The 17019-nt window shown below is 62.8% G+C and carries 14 protein-coding genes; 13 read left to right on the forward strand and 1 reads right to left on the reverse strand.

The features are described 5' to 3' along the window. Positions 1 to 23: 23 nt before the first annotated feature. The 11 genes from ACLHZ1_RS13055 to ACLHZ1_RS13105 all read left to right on the forward strand — a co-directional run bounded on the left by ACLHZ1_RS13055 (position 24) and on the right by ACLHZ1_RS13105 (position 12794). Positions 24 to 1178: a tetratricopeptide repeat protein gene (locus ACLHZ1_RS13055; RefSeq protein ID WP_427262433.1), complete on the forward strand. Its 1155-nt coding sequence runs from the start codon at positions 24 to 26 to the stop codon at positions 1176 to 1178. Positions 1179 to 1467: 289 nt separating this feature from the next. After that, positions 1468 to 3177, forward strand: a complete 1710-nt coding sequence (gene mshE, locus ACLHZ1_RS13060) for an MSHA fimbrial ATPase MshE (RefSeq protein ID WP_427262434.1) — start codon at positions 1468 to 1470, stop codon at positions 3175 to 3177. Between the two features lie 3 nt (positions 3178 to 3180). Further along, entirely contained in the window at positions 3181 to 4404 is a 1224-nt protein-coding gene (locus ACLHZ1_RS13065) for a type II secretion system F family protein (RefSeq protein WP_427262435.1), read from the forward strand. Positions 4405 to 4651: 247 nt separating this feature from the next. After that, positions 4652 to 5122 (forward strand): hypothetical protein, encoded by a 471-nt coding sequence (locus ACLHZ1_RS13070; protein ID WP_427262436.1) that lies wholly within the window; start codon positions 4652 to 4654, stop codon positions 5120 to 5122. A 79-nt stretch (positions 5123 to 5201) separates the two neighbouring features. Next, on the forward strand, positions 5202 to 5870 hold the full coding sequence (locus ACLHZ1_RS13075) for a type II secretion system protein (protein ID WP_427262437.1): 669 nt from the start codon (positions 5202 to 5204) through the stop codon (positions 5868 to 5870). 27 nt (positions 5871 to 5897) lie between these two features. After that, entirely contained in the window at positions 5898 to 6332 is a 435-nt protein-coding gene (locus ACLHZ1_RS13080; protein ID WP_427262438.1) for a prepilin-type N-terminal cleavage/methylation domain-containing protein, read from the forward strand. Between the two features lie 52 nt (positions 6333 to 6384). Continuing rightward, positions 6385 to 6855, forward strand: a complete 471-nt coding sequence (locus ACLHZ1_RS13085; RefSeq protein WP_427262439.1) for a pilus assembly FimT family protein — start codon at positions 6385 to 6387, stop codon at positions 6853 to 6855. Next, positions 6842 to 7417 (forward strand): type IV pilus modification PilV family protein, encoded by a 576-nt coding sequence (locus ACLHZ1_RS13090; RefSeq protein ID WP_427262440.1) that lies wholly within the window; start codon positions 6842 to 6844, stop codon positions 7415 to 7417. Before ACLHZ1_RS13085 ends, ACLHZ1_RS13090 begins: the two co-directional genes overlap by 14 nt. Beyond that, complete coding sequence (locus ACLHZ1_RS13095; protein ID WP_427262441.1) at positions 7417 to 8316, forward strand: PilW family protein; 900 nt, start codon at positions 7417 to 7419, stop codon at positions 8314 to 8316. Before ACLHZ1_RS13090 ends, ACLHZ1_RS13095 begins: the two co-directional genes overlap by 1 nt. After that, positions 8306 to 8767 carry an MSHA biogenesis protein MshP gene (locus ACLHZ1_RS13100; protein ID WP_427262442.1) on the forward strand — a complete coding sequence of 154 codons (462 nt, stop codon included), beginning with the start codon at positions 8306 to 8308 and terminating at the stop codon, positions 8765 to 8767. The genes ACLHZ1_RS13095 and ACLHZ1_RS13100 overlap by 11 nt, the downstream gene beginning before the upstream one ends. Before the next feature lie 25 nt (positions 8768 to 8792). Next, positions 8793 to 12794 (forward strand): DUF6701 domain-containing protein, encoded by a 4002-nt coding sequence (locus ACLHZ1_RS13105; RefSeq protein ID WP_427262443.1) that lies wholly within the window; start codon positions 8793 to 8795, stop codon positions 12792 to 12794. Between the two features lie 613 nt (positions 12795 to 13407). On the opposite strand, the gene ACLHZ1_RS13110 is transcribed toward ACLHZ1_RS13105, so the two are convergent. Then, positions 13408 to 13731 (reverse strand): hypothetical protein, encoded by a 324-nt coding sequence (locus ACLHZ1_RS13110; RefSeq protein WP_427262444.1) that lies wholly within the window; start codon positions 13729 to 13731, stop codon positions 13408 to 13410. On the opposite strand from ACLHZ1_RS13110, the gene ACLHZ1_RS13115 reads away from it, so the two are divergent. Both ACLHZ1_RS13115 and ACLHZ1_RS13120 read left to right on the forward strand, forming a co-directional pair. Beyond that, a complete protein-coding gene (locus tag ACLHZ1_RS13115; RefSeq protein ID WP_427262445.1) occupies positions 13726 to 15561 on the forward strand; it encodes a DUF6701 domain-containing protein in 1836 nt (611 codons plus the stop codon). The genes ACLHZ1_RS13110 and ACLHZ1_RS13115 overlap by 6 nt on opposite strands. Beyond that, entirely contained in the window at positions 15510 to 16823 is a 1314-nt protein-coding gene (locus ACLHZ1_RS13120; RefSeq protein WP_427262446.1) for a DUF6701 domain-containing protein, read from the forward strand. The genes ACLHZ1_RS13115 and ACLHZ1_RS13120 overlap by 52 nt, the downstream gene beginning before the upstream one ends. Positions 16824 to 17019: the final 196 nt, after the last annotated feature.

Consider the following 17019-nt stretch of genomic DNA (forward strand, 5'->3'; position numbering starts at 1 on the left):
ATGCAACGGGCAGGAGTCAGGTTGTGAGTGTGATCAACAAGATGCTGACCGATCTCGAACGTCGTCAGGGCAGTGGCGAGGCCGCCGCCGTCTATGTGGCCCCCCCCAGGGGACAGGGCTGGTGGATGCTGCTGCTCACCCTGATCTGCGGCCTGGCCCTCGGCATCCTGAGCTGGCGCAGCTGGCTCTATTGGCAACAGCAGCAGGAGAGGGTCCAGATGACGACGGCCGCCCTGTCCCCGGCGCCATCGCCCGGCGGCGAACCCGTGCAGGCGCAGCCAGCCGCACTCCCGCCAGCAGAGGCGGCAGAGGCGGCAGAGGCTGCGCCAGCGCCGGGCCCGTCGGCTGATGCCCCGGCCCAGGCAGCGGCGGTGCCCTCGGTGCGGGCGGCCAGCCCAGCCCCCCTGGCGCAGGCACAGACAGACGAGGCGGCGGATCGCGAAGAGATGGATGAGCCGCAGTGGCAGGAGCGAGAGCCGAGCGATGCCGAACTGCAACCGGATCTCTATGCCGAGCTTGCCGCCGAGCAGGAGGCCACCGTGCCCGAGCCGGTCGCCGCGCCGCGCCGGCGGGCCTCCCTCAAGATCGAGACGGTAGAACTGAGTCCGGCCGAGCTCGCCGTCCTGAGCGAGCGCAAGGCCAACGCGGCCCTGGTCAAGGGCGAGCTGCACGAGGCCGAGGCCCAGTACACGGCCCTGCTTCGCCAGACGCCGGACAACGAGCAGGCCCGGCAGCAACTGGCAGGGCTGCTCTATGGTCAGGGGCGCCTCGCCGAGGCGAGTGCCCTGCTGGAGGAGGGTATTCGCCGCCAGCCGACCCAGGCGGATTTTCGCCTGCTGCGGGCCCGTCTGGCCCTGGCCGAGGAGGACAAGCAGGGGGCCCTCGCCTGGCTCGGTGGCGCCCAGCCCCCCCTGGCCAGCAACCTCGACTATTACGCGACCTGGGCCGGTTTGAGCCAGGAGCTGGGGCACAACGCCGAGGCGGCCGAGCTCTATGTCCGGCTGCTGCGGGTGCAGCCGGATCAGGGCCGCTGGTGGCTCGGCCTTGGCATCGCGGAAGATGGCCAGGGCCATGGCCAGCGCGCCAAGGATGCCTATCGCAACGCCCTGCTGCACGGCAACCTTGGCGACGCCTCCCAGGAGTGGCTCGGCCAGCGCATGGCGCAGCTGGGTCCCTGAACCTGAGCCCTGTCCCTGAGCAAGGCGCCGAGGCTGCACCGGGCATCTCTCGGAGATGCCTCCCAGGAGTGGCTCGGCCAGCGTATGGCGCAACTGGGTCCCTGAACCTGAGCCCTGTCCCTGAGCAAGGCGCCTAGGCTGCACCGGGCATCTCTCTTGGCGATGCCTCCCAGGAGTGGCTCGGCCAGCGTATGGCGCAACTGGGTCCCTGACCGCGGTCCTGTGGGGCCGCGACAACCGATTCGATCGGGACGACGCCACGGCGTCGACCCCATAACACGGAGTTTCCATGGCACAACCGAGATTGAAGATGCGCCTCGGCGATCTGCTGGTGCAAGAGCAGATCGTCTCGGACGATCAGCTGCAACTCGCCCTGCAACAGCAGCGCCAGACCGGCCACAAGCTGGGTACCACCCTCATCGATCTGGGCTTCATCAGCGAGGTGCAGCTGCTGCAATTCCTGGCGCGCCAGCTCGGGGTGCCCTTCTTCGATCTCAACAACCTCACCATAGACGGCAAGGCGGTGGCCCTTCTGCCCGAGGTGCAGGCCCGTCGCTATCGCGCCCTGGCGGTCAACCAGAACGAGCACGAGGTGACGGTGGCCATGTCGGATCCCGCCGATCTCAGCGCCCTGGATGCCATCGCCAATCTGCTGCGCCCCCGGGAGATGCGCCTCGCCGTGGCCCGGGAGGGGCAGTTGCTCGACTATTTCGATCGCCTCTATCGCCGTACCCGCGAGATAGAGAGCTTCGCCGAGCAGCTGCACGAGGAGTATCAGGACGCCGGCTTCGAGCTGGGATCCAGCAACCTGGCGACCGAAAGCGAGGGGGAGGCGACCGTGGCCAAGCTGCTGCGCTCCCTGTTCGAGGACGCGGTGCAGGTGGGGGCCTCGGATATCCACATAGAGCCAGACGAGAAGGTGCTGCGTATCCGCCAGCGCATCGACGGCGTGCTGCACGAGAACATATTGAACGAGGTGCGCATCGCCCAGGCCCTGGTGCTGCGCCTGAAACTGGTGGCGGGGCTCGACATCTCCGAGAAGCGGCTGCCCCAGGATGGGCGCTTCGCCATGAAGGTGCGTGGCCGGGACGTGGACGTGCGACTGTCGACCATGCCGGTGCAGCACGGGGAGTCCGTGGTGATGCGTCTGCTGGATCAGAGCGGCGGCATCCTCACCCTCGAGGAGACGGGGATGCCCCCCGATATCCTCGCGCGCTTTCGCCGTCAGCTCCATCGGCCCCACGGCATGATACTGGTGACGGGCCCGACCGGCAGCGGCAAGACCACTACCCTCTACGGGGCGCTGTCGGAGCTGAACGAGGCGAGCCAGAAGATCATCACGGTAGAAGACCCGGTAGAGTACCGACTGCCCCGCATCAACCAGGTGCAGGTCAACCCCAAGATAGGGCTCACCTTTTCCCAGGTGCTGAGAACCACCCTGCGTCAGGATCCGGATATCCTGCTGGTGGGGGAGATGCGTGACAACGAGACGGTGGAGATAGGCCTGCGCGGCGCCATCACGGGTCACCTGGTGCTGACCACGCTGCATACCAACGACGCCATCACCAGTGCCTTGCGCCTCATCGACATGGGGGCGCCCGGCTATCTGGTGGCCAGTGCCCTGCGCGCCGTGGTGGCCCAGCGTCTGGTGCGCCGGGTGTGCGAACACTGCAGCGAGCCCAAGGCCCCGGACGAGGGACAGACGAGCTGGCTTACCGCCCTCTCCGGCGAGGCGCCGGGTCAGCACGGCTATCACAAGGGGCGCGGTTGCCAGAGCTGCAACTTCACCGGCTACCGTGGCCGGCTCGGGGTCTACGAACTGCTGGAGCTGGATCAGCCCATGATGGATGCCCTGCGTCGCAACGATGCCGAAGGCTTCGCCAGGGCGGCGCGTCAGCATCCCCACTACCGACCCCTGGCCCTGGCTGCCCTCGACTATGCCCGCCGTGGCATCACCTCGGTGGATGAGGTGCTGCGTCTGGCCGAGGATCTGGGTTAAACCATGGCGAATTTTGCATACAAGGGCCGCGACAAGCTCGGCAAGGCGGTCAGCGGTGTGCTGGAGGCGGCGAGCGAGCTGGCCGCCGCCGACAGCCTGATGCGACGCGGCATCATGCCCACCGAATTGCGGGAGCGGCGTGCCGGCGGGGGGGAGATCAATCTCTCCCAGCTGTTCGAGCCCAAGGTACAACTGGAGGAGCTGGTGGTGTTCAGCCGCCAGATGTATGCCCTGACCCGGGCCGGTGTGCCCATACTGCGCGCCATCGCCGGGCTGGAGGAGAGTGCCCACAGCAAGGCGCTCAAGCGGGCCCTGCACCAGCTGGGGGAGGATCTGGGCAATGGTCGGCCGCTGTCGAGCGCCATGCAGAACCATCCCAAGGTATTCAGCAGCCTGTTTATCGCCATCATCCACGTCGGGGAGAACACGGGTCAGCTGGAAGAGGCCTTCCTGCAGCTCGCCAACTACTTCGATCTGGAGCTGGAGACCCGCAAGCGGATCAAGGCCGCCATGCGCTATCCCCTCTTCGTGATGGTCGCCATCGGTATTGCCATGGTGATCCTCAACATCATGGTGATCCCCGTCTTCGCCAACATGTTCGCCAAGTTTGGGGTGGAACTGCCTCTGGCCACCCGGATCCTGCTGGCCACCTCCCACTTCTTCGTCCACTACTGGTGGCTGCTGCTGGTCGGGCTGGTGGCTGGGGCGCTGGGCTGGCGCCACTGGGTGCGTACCCCTGGCGGCCAGTTGCGCTGGCACAGATGGCAGCTGAGGCTGCCCATCGTCGGATCCATCATAGATAGATCCCTGCTGGCGCGTTTCGCCCGCAGCTTCTCCATGATGCTCAGGGCCGGGGTTCCCCTCAACCAGGCGCTGACCCTGGTGGCCGAGGCGGTGGACAATGCCTACATGAGCGAGCGGATCCGCGAGATGCGCGGCGGCATAGAGCGCGGCGAGAGCCTGCAGCGCACCGCCGGCGCCAGTACCCTGTTTACCCCCCTGGTGATGCAGATGATCGCCGTGGGGGAGGAGACGGGTCAGGTGGACGAGCTGTTGCACGAGGCGGCCCAGTATTACGAGCGGGAGGTGGATTACGATCTCAAGAGCCTCACCGCCCGCATCGAACCCATCCTGATCGGCATAGTGGCGGTCATGGTGCTGGTGCTGGCGCTGGGTATATTCACCCCCATGTGGGACATGATGAGCGCGGTACGAGGTGGCCGGTGAGCCACGACAGGACAGGGCATCTTCACCCTCTCGCCATGGCGGGGAAGGATGGGCGCGCTGCGGGGTGGCCGGTGAGTGGCTGCGGCAATCGGGATGGGTATCTTCACCCTCTCACCATGGCGGGACAGGATGGACGCGGTAAGAGGTGGCCGGTGAGCCACGGTAGGACAGGGCATCTTCACCCTCTCGCCATGGCGGGGAAGGATGGGCGCGCTGCGGGGTGGCCGGTGAGTCAGGGGACCGAACCATGAGCCGCCAGGGAGAGCAGGATGCCCGCTGGCTGTCGGGTTACCGGTTGCTGGCCGCCATCCTGGTCTTGCTGGTGCTTGTTGCCACCCTGGTGGGCGGTTACGGCCACCAGCGCGAACAGGCGCTGGCCACCCAGCTGACCCTGATGGGGCAGCAGTTCGCCGAACGGGTGCAGCGCCTCCATGGTCGCTGGCTCGACGAGCGCAGGCCGGACCTGCTCCATGCCGAGGGGCTGGGCTGGCAGTTTGACGAGCGGGGCTGGCCCCTCGGCGTGGTGCCTCTGACCACGCCATCTCGCAACTGCCAGCAGTTGTGGCAAGGCATCATGGGGGAGGTGCAGCCGGGTCGTCTGCCACTGCAATTTTGGGGAAGAGTGGATGGCTGCCTCATCGGCAGCGAGACGCACTGGCTGCACTATCGCTTCGCCGATGGTTCGGTTCGCCCCTGGCATGATGAGGCGCCACCTTAACGGCAGCTTGATGATTAGCATGGAACCGCATGATTTTATTATCTTTACATGAAACAATATCGCTTCTGATGGAGGAGCCATGACATATCACAAGCCCAGAGTATTCACCACAGGCCCGAGCCTGCCGCGAGGCGCCGCGGGCTTCTCGCTGATCGAGCTGGTCATCGTCATCGTCATCCTGGGCATATTGGCGGCGACCGCCTTGCCGCGCTTTCTCGATGTCACCAACGAGGCGAAAAAAGCGAGTGTCGAAGGGGTATCGGGCGGTTATGCTACGGCCGTTTCCCTGGTGCGGGCCCAGTGGGAGGCCGAGGGGCGTGCCAAGCAGGATGCGCGCAATACCGTGCTCTATGACGGTACCCGCTTCTACCTGACCACCCCCACCGACAGCCAGGTAGCCAATGGGGAGCTCTCTCCCGGCTATCCCATGGACACGGGGAGCGGGGCGACCGACGTCGACCCGGCCAATCTGACGGCTGAACGCTGTCTGCGAATTTGGGACGGATTGTTGCAAAATCCCCCCAAGGCTACCGCCAGCTTCAGCGAGGTGCGCGGTAGTGGTAATGACCTGAAATACTATGCCACCGTATCCAGCAACGGCCTCGACTCCGTCTGCCGCTACTACCTGGTCAATAGTCTGAGTAAGGGCAGTGATGGGCAGTACCAGGACCCGCAAGGGAGCACGGACGCATACATGAGTTTCAGTTACCGACCGGCCTCCGGTCAGGTGACCACCAATATCAACTGATTTCATTATCCAAAGAGGGCAGTAAACATGAAGAAGCAAGCGGGTTTTACCCTGATCGAACTGGTTATCGTGATCATCATCCTGGGTATTCTGGCGGTCACCGCCGCACCCAAGTTCCTGAATCTGCAGGATGATGCCAAGGTAGCTGCGGCCCAAGGGGTACAGGCCGCAGTGAGCAGCTCGGCTCAGCTGGTCTACAGCAAGGCTGCGCTCGAAGGCATCGAGCGCGAGGCTTCCGGTGCGATCGACAGCAGCGATGGCACCAGCATTGATGTCGTATACGGCTACCCGGCCGCAACCGATACGGGTATCAAAAACGCGGTCACCATTGACGGCTCCTGGAGTGGCCAAGTCTCCGGCAGCGCTTACGTCTTCTCGACCAGCAGCTCCAAGTGCACCGTGAACTACACCGCAGCATCAGAAACTTCCGCCGCTTCCACTACTTTGGCTGGCTGTAACTGATAGTGTCAGGCGAGGCCAAAAGCCTCGCCTTTCTTTTCAATGAGAGAGTCAGATGCACAGAGGTTTTACCCTGATTGAACTGGTCATAGTGATCCTGTTGCTCGGGATTCTGGCCGCCTTTGCCGTGCCCAAGTGGCTGGGCAAAGGCGGCTTTGAAACCCATACCCTGCGGGATGAGTTGGTGACCCGGCTGCGGCTGGTGCAGACCATGAACATGCACGAAGGGGTGGGTCGCTGCACCCAGCTGGTGGTGGAGGCCAACCGTTTCGCTCACCTGACCCAGACCGGGGACTGTGCTGCCACGGGGGGGATCGATGGCTGGCATCCAGACGCGCTGCGCCAGGGGCGGGTCGTGACCGCCACTGGCGGTATCCAGCTATCTCCCCTGGTCCTGACCTTTGATGAGTCGACGGGTCGCCCTTTGGGTGATTGTGCTGGCGGCTGCGACCTTGCGGTGAGTGGTGGCAGCGAGATCGCCCGGCTGCGCATTGAGGCGGAAGGATATGTTCATGCCCTCCGTTAAGCACGCCCGGGGCTTCACCCTGATCGAACTGATTGTCGGCATAGTGCTGCTGTCGGTGGCGCTGACCGGGATCCTCGGCCTGCTGATCAACCAGGCCCCCCGCGCCGTGGATCCGGTGCAGCAGGTGCGCGCCGCCCAGCTGGCCCAGCGGCTGCTCGGGGAGATACTGCAAAAATCCTTCGATGAATACTCGGATCATAACGGCGGCCGCTACCGTTGCGGCGAGACCATGGCGGGCGTCACCATACCCCCTTGTTCGAGCAGTTATGGCCCGGATCCCGATGAGGTGGGGCTCGCCCCTTATGCCTACAACGACGTGGACGATTTCGATACCGCGGGCAACTGGGTGGCGGCCAATACATTTACCCGGCAGGGGAACCTGATCAGGGATGAGGAGTATCGCAACTACCGGGTGAAGATTGCGGTGACTGGCGTCGATTTTCAGGATGGCACTTTCCAGAGCTGCGCTGCGCCCTGCTCAATAGGCAAGCGGATCGATCTGCAGGTGATGCTGCCGGATGAGACCGTGCTCGACTTCAGCGTCTATCGGGGGAACTACTGATGGGCAAACCGAAATCCGTCCATCGCGCCGCCCCTGGATCCCGCTCGCTCGGTGCCAACCCGGCTCGTGCCTGCGGTTTTACCCTGGTGGAGCTGGTGATGGTGATCCTGCTGCTCGGGGTCATGGCCACCTTCGCCAGCCAGTTTATCGGCATAGGCACCCAGATCTACGGGGATGCCAGCCGCCGTGAGCAGCTGATGAGCGATGCCCGCTTCGCCCTGGAGCGGCTCAATCGCGAGGTGCGCGACGCCGTGCCCGGCTCGCTGCGTATCGAGGACGAAGGGGGCGGCGCCCTGGAACAGGGTGCCTGTCTGCGCTTCTGGCCCATCGCCACCGCCAGCCGTTATCTTGCCCTTAACCTCGCCGTGTCAGGCAGCACATCGACACTGGCCCTGGTGATGGCGACGCCGGCCTCGGCGGCCAACCCACTGGGCGTCGATGAGAACGCCGTCAAGACAGGGGACAAGTTGGTGGTGTTTCCTGTGCCTGTGTCCAACACGGCTGAGCCCTTGCTGGAGGGGTGCGACTATGGCCGCTGCGTCGTGCAGGTGAAGCAGGTGATGACCCCCCCCGTATCCGGCGCGCAGACCATCCACTACGTCACCCCGGACGACGACCCGAGACTGGATGGTTTCTCCCCCGCCAGCCGCGTCTATTTTGCCCGTGAGCAGGTGCGCTACTGCGTGACGGGCACCACCCTGACCCGGGCCAGTACCACCATCGGCGAGTCGCTGCCTAAGGGCGTATTGATGGCGGAGCATCTCCGTCCTCACTCCTATTACTTCTATCGGGAGGAGGGGGCCTTCAACGAGAGCGAGGTGGGGCTGCGACTGGAGGTGGAGCGCGGCGGTGAGCGGGTGCTCTTCAACCACACGCTGGAGCAGCTCAATGTCCCCTAGATCCCCGCGCGTCATGGCGCCCCAGGGCGGCAGTGCCATCATGGTCGCCCTGTTTGTCATCGTCATCATGGGGCTGCTCGCCGCCGCCATGGGACGCTTCCTGCTCGACAGCAGCGAGAAGAATACGGTGGAGGTGCGCGGCGTGCGGGCCCTGATGGCGGCCCAGAGCGCCGTCGAAATGGGGCTCTATCGCCTCTACCCCAACGGCCACTGGCAGGGGCAGAGCTGCAGCGATCTCAGCCTGGATCTCCCCGCCGATGCGCTGGGATTGGCGGGTTGCCGAGCCAGCCTGGGTTGTACAGAGGTGATCGTCGACCACAATGCTCGTACCACCAAGGGGTGGCGACTGACGGGTATCGGTCAGTGCGGGGATGACAGCGGCGGCGCCTCCCCCGATTTTGCGGTCAGCCGCAGCGTGATGGCGGAGGCCTTCGATGGCACCACGCCGTGAGACCCCTTGCAAGGAGCCCGCATTCATGACGTCAAAACAGCCTCTTTGGGGTCCCATGCTGTTCACCATGCTGCTGGGTGCGGCCTCGGTACAGGCGGCCGATCAGTGCACAGCCGCCTTTCTCTTCCCGGTGCAGAGTCACGCCACTCCCGGTGTGCTGAGCATGAGCAACGAGAGCAAGATCATCAGCTCGACGGTGGGAACCAGCTATCCCTTTCTCAGCAAGAACATCCAGTCGAACGCCAACTGCAACAGCGGCGGCTCTTGGGACGGGGGCACCTGGGTCTCCAACTGCAACGTCAGTGGCTCATTGGCCAGCCCGCTCAACAGTCTTGCATTTATCAGTGACCCCGATGACTTCCCGGCCAACCCCGAGGATTTTCCCTCCTACAGCGGACAAGGCGATCTGTCTTGTGATGGCGCTATCTCGCCTGCAGCAGGGGATTACAAGAGTGCATCTTGGGGTGGCAGTGAGTGCGTGGCGACCCTGAAATCGGGCCAGACCTATCGGTTCGATACCCTGTCTCTCTCCGAGGGGGCCGTGCTCAACCTCAATGGCGCGACCGTCTATGCCAGGACGCTGACGATCAAGAATGACTACAACAACGGTTTCTATGGGGCGGGGAACCTCCATGCCAACGCGCTGATCGTCACGGGCAACGGCAAGTTATCTGGTGCGAGCGTCACCGTCTACAGCAGCCTGGAGATCTCGGGCAATGGCAACACAGGGACGGCCAGTTTCCAGCCGCGCTACATCGAGAACGTCACCATGAACGTCTCGGCCAGTGGCCAGAGCGCGCTCATGGCTGCGGGGGATTGGTCCATCAGAAACCTGAAGGTGCAGAACAACAGTGCCATGACCTTCCAGGGCCAGAGTACGCTGAGCGTCCATGGGCTCACAGTGGCGGGTCAGGGTCAGATCACGGCGGCGGGCAGTCGCAGCGATCTGGCCATCAAGCTCTATCAAACGGTGGAGACGGCCGACAATGCCGTCATCAATGGTTACCTGTCGGCGCATTATGTAAAAACGTTCAATGTAGGGAGTCTTTCGAACCTGTACTTTAGTGGGGGCAGCCACTGGATCGACACATTGGACCTCAGCCGCAGCGGTTACGGGACCAGCTTGGTATTTCCTAGTGGCGACCAGGCCAGACTCTACCTCAAGAGTGATCTGACCCTGGCGCAAGGCCTGACAGTCAATGCCGGCGGCAAGGCCAACGACCTGATGTTCTACCACTTCGGCGAGGTGACCATGAGCGGGCAATCCAAGCTCAACGCCATCCTCTATGTGAATGCGGGTGATCTGGCCATGAGCGGGGAGGCCCAGCTGACGGGGGCCGTGTCGGCGGTCAATGTCACCATGACGGATAACAGCAAGATCATCCATGAGCCCTTCGAGGGAGATTGGCCCGATATCTGCCCCTTCTCCAGCTGCAAGGATATCTTTACCGACCCCCCTACGGAAAACGCCAGTATGACGCCCCCGACGGGCGTGCTGGTGTCGCCCCTTGAGGATCTGGTGTGCAGCAAACAGGGGAGTGGAACCCGCTGTAGTGGCCATGGCAGCAACAGCTTCGCACCTGGGGATCATGACTTTGACAAGGGCAGCATCGGCAACCAGGCCGAGATTGTCGCCACCGGTGTGACGGCTCGGCTCTACTTCAACAACCTCGATCTGAGCAACGCCAGGCTCAACCTCCATAATCCGCCCGAGAATCTCTTTATCTATGTGAAGGGGGATCTCTCCATCACAGGGCAGAACGAGATCAATGCCGTCCTCTATGTGGCGGGCAACATCAGGGTGGCCGGTAACGCCACGCTCGAAGGGGCGCTGGCGACGGGAGGCAACATCGATATCAGCGGGAACGGTGACTACTACTTCGATCAGGATGCCGTTGACAAGGTGGATCTCGGCGGAACCACCTGTGGGGAGGAGGTGGAGGGGACCAAGGTCGATCACTTCGAGCTCAGTCACTCCGGTCAGGCGCTCACGTGCAACCCGGAAACGGTGATGATCAAGGCCTGTGCCGATGAGAGCTGCTCCCAGCTCGTCACCGAGCAGGTCACCGCGACCTTGAGTGTCTCTCCCAGCACCGGCAGTAATGGCTGGAGCGACGGCAATCAGGTGACTTTCAGCGACGGCTCGACCTCGGCGCAACTGCGCAACAACACGGCGGGCGCCGTGACTATCGGTGTCTCCAGCTCGACCCCCGCATTTTTGCATGAAACCCTGTGTCGGGCCGCTGGCGGCGAGCCGAGTGCCGATGACTGCACCCTGGACTTTGCCGACAGCGGCTTCCTGTTCGATGTGCAAGATACCTATGCCAACAAGCCGCAGCAGGTGCTGATGAAGGCGGTCAAGAAAGATGACGCCAGCCAGCAGTGCGTGCCGGGCTTTGCCGATGTGAGCAAGCCCGTCAGCTTCTGGAGCGACTACATAGACCCGAATGGCAATACATTTGGTAGCAAGGTGACGGTCAATGGCAGTGCCGTCGCCACTAGCCAGGCGGCGGCAGCCACCACTGAACTGGCCTTCGATGCCCAGGGGGAGGTGACCCTGACGGTCAACTACCCGGATGCGGGCAAGATGCAGCTCAACGCCCGCCACGAGGGCAGCGGCGATAGCGCCGGGTTGGTGATGACGGGGGCGGATCAGTTTGTCTCCCGCCCGGCGGGGCTCTGCATCAAGGCGCCGCAGGGTGAGTGCGTGCGCGACGCCAATGCCACCAATGCTGACTACGCCAGCTGCCCGGTATTCAAAAAGACCGGCGAAGGCTTCCCGTTGCATATCCAGGGGGTGGCCTGGCAGGCCGACGATGACGAGGATCTGTGCAGTGGCAACCTGGCGACCCCCAACTTCGTCCTGGCCGACATTGCGCTGGGCAGCGAACTGGTGGCGCCCAAGCCCGGTGTGGAGGCCGCCGTCGGCACGACCGGCTATGACCATAGCAACTCGGCCGACAACAATGACAACCTCAACCTCGTCAGCCAGTCGCTGGACGAGGTCGGGGTGTTCCAGATGACGGCGACACCGCCCGCACTTGGCTATTTCGGTTACACCATTCCTCCGGCCAGGAGCTTGCCCATCGGTCGCTTCGTGCCGGTGGACTTTGCCTTGAGCAATGGGGTCATCACGCCTGCGTGCTACGCCGTCACCCACACGGGATACAGCTTCACCTATATGGGACAGCCCTTCACCGCCGGTTATACGTTGTCGGCCCGCAACCACCAGCAGAAGACCACCCTCAACTACCGTGACGAGTTTGCCAAGGGTCAGGTGGTCATGGTGGCGGCCAACGATCAGGATGGGGTGGACCGCTCGGCGCGGATCTCCTCGCTGCTCTCTCCCGAGTGGGCTGCCGGGGTGGCGTTGCTCGATGAAGAGCAACCCAACACTCGCTTCGAGCGCGGTGATGCGCCGGAAAATCCCCTCTCTCGGCTGGCCTTCGGGGTGAGGGTCGATGATCTGGACGGGGGCAATACCCTCATCGCCGCGCCGGATATGAATGCGGGCATTGCCGGGGATTGTGCTGCACAGTCCAACTGCGATGCGCGTCAGCTCGGCGTGCAGGATCTGCGCTATGGTCGTCTCAAGGTGGCGGCCGAGCAGGGGGCGAGCAGCGCCCCCCTGGCCCTCAAGCAGGAGGTCGAGTTCTACCAGGGGGAATGGCGGATCAATGAGCTGGATGATTGCACCCTCCTCGACCTGAGGGGCTATGAGTTTACCGACCCGAACCAGGCCTATCAGGGGGCCGGCCAGACCCTGACCTTTGACGGCGGCAGCATAGACATTGGCCTGGGGCCGATGGCGCCGGGTTCGACCCGCGCCAGGGTCGAGGGGGGGCTGACGTATCTGCAGCTGGGGGCGCCTAATCAGGTATTGCGGGTGCCCTATCGGGTCGATTTGTCGCAGCAACCGGATCAACCGCTCTGGCTGTCGGATCCTGGCACGCTCGACGGGATCGGCATCTTCGGCAATAGCCGCGGCAACGATCGCATCATCTATCGCCGCGAATTTTTTGAATAAGGTGGTGGCGCTTTTCCCAGGGGCCGGAAATAGGAGGGGCTGGAGATAGCACTGCGCCGTTAAACAGCCTCATCTCGGCCTTTGCCTGTGGCGAGATGAGGGATACATATATTCTCATACGGTTCGTTTTTCTCACGGAGTCAGAGAGTGGTGCCTCATGATATTCATCCATGGGATGAGTCGGCATCGCGGTCTATTACGGCTACGAATTCCAAGGAAGGAGTCTGATTTCAACGGACAGGTTGTCATTGTTGGTCAATGGCGGCCTGTCCGGACTTTGTGATATCCATCTCGAGTGGATATCGACGCCTTGGATGGAAATAGCTGACGAATGCGAAAAAATATCTTTCTCTCTTTATTGCTATGGCTTTTTACCGCCTCTGCATCGGCCATAGATTGTAATTATGTCTTTCCGGGGCCGGCCCAGAGTCCCGACGGGGCAGGCACCCTCTATATGCAGGGCGAGTCACGCATTGAAGGCTATAGCGCTCGAGAGGTCTGTTTCAAGGAGGTGAACGGCTATCAGTGGGAGATGAGTGAAGAGGCCTGTGTCGAGGGGAAATGTGAAATCACCGGTGTTCCCAGCCTGCCGCTGGCCAAACCCGATATCTTGTCAACCACCGACAGCCAGCAGCACACCATCGCCGACTGGACCGTGCCCAAGCTGGTGGTGGGCACGCAGAGCGGTTATGGCAAGGAGGTCGATAATACTCGCTGGGACATAGGTAATCTGAGTGTGTTCGGTGAGGTTAATTTTTCCGATGATTATGATGTTTATGTGATCGGGAATATGGATCTGCAAGGTGATGCCGTTGTTAATTTCAAGGCAGGGAAGACCTACTATATAGGCAATTTCAACAGCCCATCCTATGCCGCTATAAATATTATCGGTGATGAACCGATCAAGATCTTTTTCGGTGGGAACTTCTCCATGCATGGCGGGGCGACCATTTCGGGGGGCGAGCGGCTCGATATTTATGTCGGCGGCAACCTGACGGTCACCACGGCGGTAGAGATCGCCGGCTCCTATTATGTCGAGGGGGATGCCAACTTTGAAAACAAGACCATATTACGAGGTCGCATTAGTGCGCGAAACCTCAACCTCAAGGCGGGCAGCAAGATCATTTATGAGGTGGACTCCTCCTGGACCGGTGGCCCGGATCCCGAGCCGGAACCCGAACCCGAGCCGGAACTGACCTGTTATCGGGACGATTTTTCCGGCGCCCTCAGCGAAAACTGGGTGAGCAAGGTCAGTAACGGCAGCTTTACTCCCGCGATTGTCAACGGACGCCTGCGCCTGACGGAGGATGTTAAAAAACAGGCCACCTCCAGCACCTATCTCTGGCACTTTCCGGCGGCAGAGAACCTGATCACCATCACTTTTAACCACTATGCCTACGGGGGCACCTCAACCGGGGCTGATGGTATGGCCCTCGTTTTGTCTGATGCCGCCATATCCCCGGTTCCCGGCGCCTTCGGCGGTCCCCTCGGCTACGGTTTTGACAAGAAGAGCAAGCTCAATGGTTTTGCCGGCGGCTGGCTAGGGATAGGCCTGGATGAGTACGGCAAGTTCTCCAAAGAGGGTGGCTCTTACAGCCAGGGTAATCAGCTCAAGCAATCGGTGGCCCTGCGTGGCTCCGGCAAGGAGCAGGAGGGTTACCGTTACCTGACCGGTACATGTAACGATGCGACTAAGGATAAAACGTGCCTATCTCCTGCCGTGGATGGTAATGGGAGTGTTAATCATCTCTACGAGATTACTTATGACTCGCGTGACCCCTCCCAGGCGCTGGTCTCGGTCAGACGGGACACGGGTAATGGCATGGTGACTCTGGTTGAGCCCATCGATGTGCTGAGCCAGACGGGTCAGGCGCCGCTGCCGGAGCAGTTCATCCTCTCCCTGACTGGCTCGACTGGCGATAAAACCAACATTCACGAGGTCGACAATATCGAGGTGTGTGCGCTGGCATCCGAACCGGTGGGCACCCTGGTGGATCATTTCGAGCTGGTGCACAGCGGCCAGGGGCTGACCTGTAACCCGGAGCAGGTGACCATAAGGGCGTGTGCCAACCCGGCTTGCAGCGAGCTCATCACCGAGCCGGTCACCGTCCACCTGAGCCTGGAAGACAACGGCGGTGCCGGTCAATGGGTGGGCGGGGCCGATGTCACCTTCAGCGGGGGCAGCGTCACGGTCGAGCTGCGCGGCAACAAGCCGGGTGACCTTACCATGGGCGTGGCGAGCTCGGAGCCGGCCACCAAACCCTACAGCGAAACCCTGTGCCGAGCCGGGAGCGGCGAGCCGAGCGCCGATGCCTGCACCCTGACCTTCGCCGACAGCGGCTTCGTGGTGGCCATCCCCGACGGCTATGCCAACGAGCCGCTCAATGGCCTGCTCAAGGCGGTGAAGAAAGACGACGTCTCCCAGCGCTGCGTACCTGGGTTCGCCAATGTGACCAAGCCGGTGGCGTTGTCGAGCCACTATGTGGCGCCCCAGGACAACCCCTATGGCCATCAGGTCATCATCAACGATGAAGCCGTGGGGACCGCACCTGTGACCCTGGCCCTGGCGTTTGATGACCAGGGGGAGGCGCCCCTCAGGGTGCGCTATCCCGATGCCGGCCAGATGCAGGTCTCGGCCCGCTATGAGGGCACGGGCGTCGAATCCGGACTGGAGATGGAGAGTCAGGAGGGGGGGGCATATTCGTTACCCGGCCGGTGGGCCTCTGCATCACGACCGAGCAAGGGCGGTGCGAGGCCGGTGACGTGAGTTGTCCCCTCTTTCGCAAGGCGGGGGAGAGCTTTCCCATGACCCTGCGAGCGATGGCGTGGGAGAAGGAGGAGGATGCGGACATCTGCAACGGCAATGGCACCACCCCCAACTTCGAGATGGCCAATATCGCGCTGGACAGCGAGGTGGTGGCGCCGAGCGGCGGTGTCAATGCCGATGTGCAGACTCCCGTCTACCAACACCAGCGGGCGTCGGACAGCCGCAACGATCTGGTGCAGTCACTGGATGATGTGGGGGTGTTTCGCCTGACCGCGACCCCCCAGGAGGCCTACTTTGGCTATCCCATTCCCCCTGCCCGCAGCGACCCCGTCGGGCGCATAGTGCCGTGGGACTTCGCGTTGAATGAGCCCGAGATCACCCCAATGTGCGCCGGCTTCATCTACATGAGCCAGCCGTTCAACAGCGCCTTCATCCTCTCGGCTCGCAACAAGGTGGGCGGGGTGACCTACAACTACCGGGATGAGTTTGCCAGGGGCGAGATCTCGCTGGTGGCAGCCAACCAGAGGGATGGGGTGGATCGTTCCGATCGGCTGACCCTGAGCCCGGACGGACAGTGGGCCTCCGGTCTCTACCAGGTCGAGCGAGGGGAGCAGCAGCTGCTGCTCAATACCCGCTTCGATCGGGGCGAGGGGCCGGAAGATCCGCTGCTCGAGCTGGCGTTCGGGGTGCGTATCGACGATCGGGACGGCGGTGTCTCGGCGCTGGCGGACCTGGACATGAATCCGGCCTGGCGAGGGGATTGCCGGGAACAGGGCAACTGCGATGCCCGGCTGCTGGGGCAGGATGAGCTGCGCTACGGCAGGCTCAAGGTGGCGACCGAGCAGGGGGCGAGCAGCGAGCCCCTGGCCCTCAGGCAGGAGGTCGAATTCTACCAGGGGGGGTGGCGGCGCAATCAGGATGACAGCTGCACCGAGCTGGATCTGAGCGGCTATGAGTTTACCGATCCGGGTCAGGACTATCAGGCGGCCAGCCAGGCCCTGAGCTTCAACGGCGGCAGCATCAACATTGGTCTGGGGCAGACGGCATCGGGATCGCGCACCGCCAGGGTCGAGGGGGGGCTGACGTATCTGCAGCTGGGGGCGCCCAACCAGGTGTTGCGGGTGCCCTACAAGGTGGCGCTGTGGCAGCAACCGGACGAGCCGCTCTGGCTGTCGGATCCTGACACACTCGAGGGGGTTGCCATCTTCGGCAACAGCCGCGGTAACGATCGCCTCATCTACCGGCGAGAATACTTTCGCTAGGCCGGGCTCGCCGGGGGGCTAACTCCTTTGTGGTCAGGAAGATAAGACGGGAACGGCGCCAAACAGTGAGTGATGACTCGCATTTATTGTCGCGCAGGGGGGCTTGCCATCCCCTTGCGCCCTTGCTCATTGGGATAGGCATTGGTAAAGTTAGCCGGTTTTCTGCTCCCCCAAATTCTTAGGATTTCCCGTAGCC

The organism is Aeromonas sobria (assembly GCF_050266975.1).
In the GTDB taxonomy this organism is placed as follows: Bacteria; Pseudomonadota; Gammaproteobacteria; order Enterobacterales; family Aeromonadaceae; genus Aeromonas; species Aeromonas sobria_B.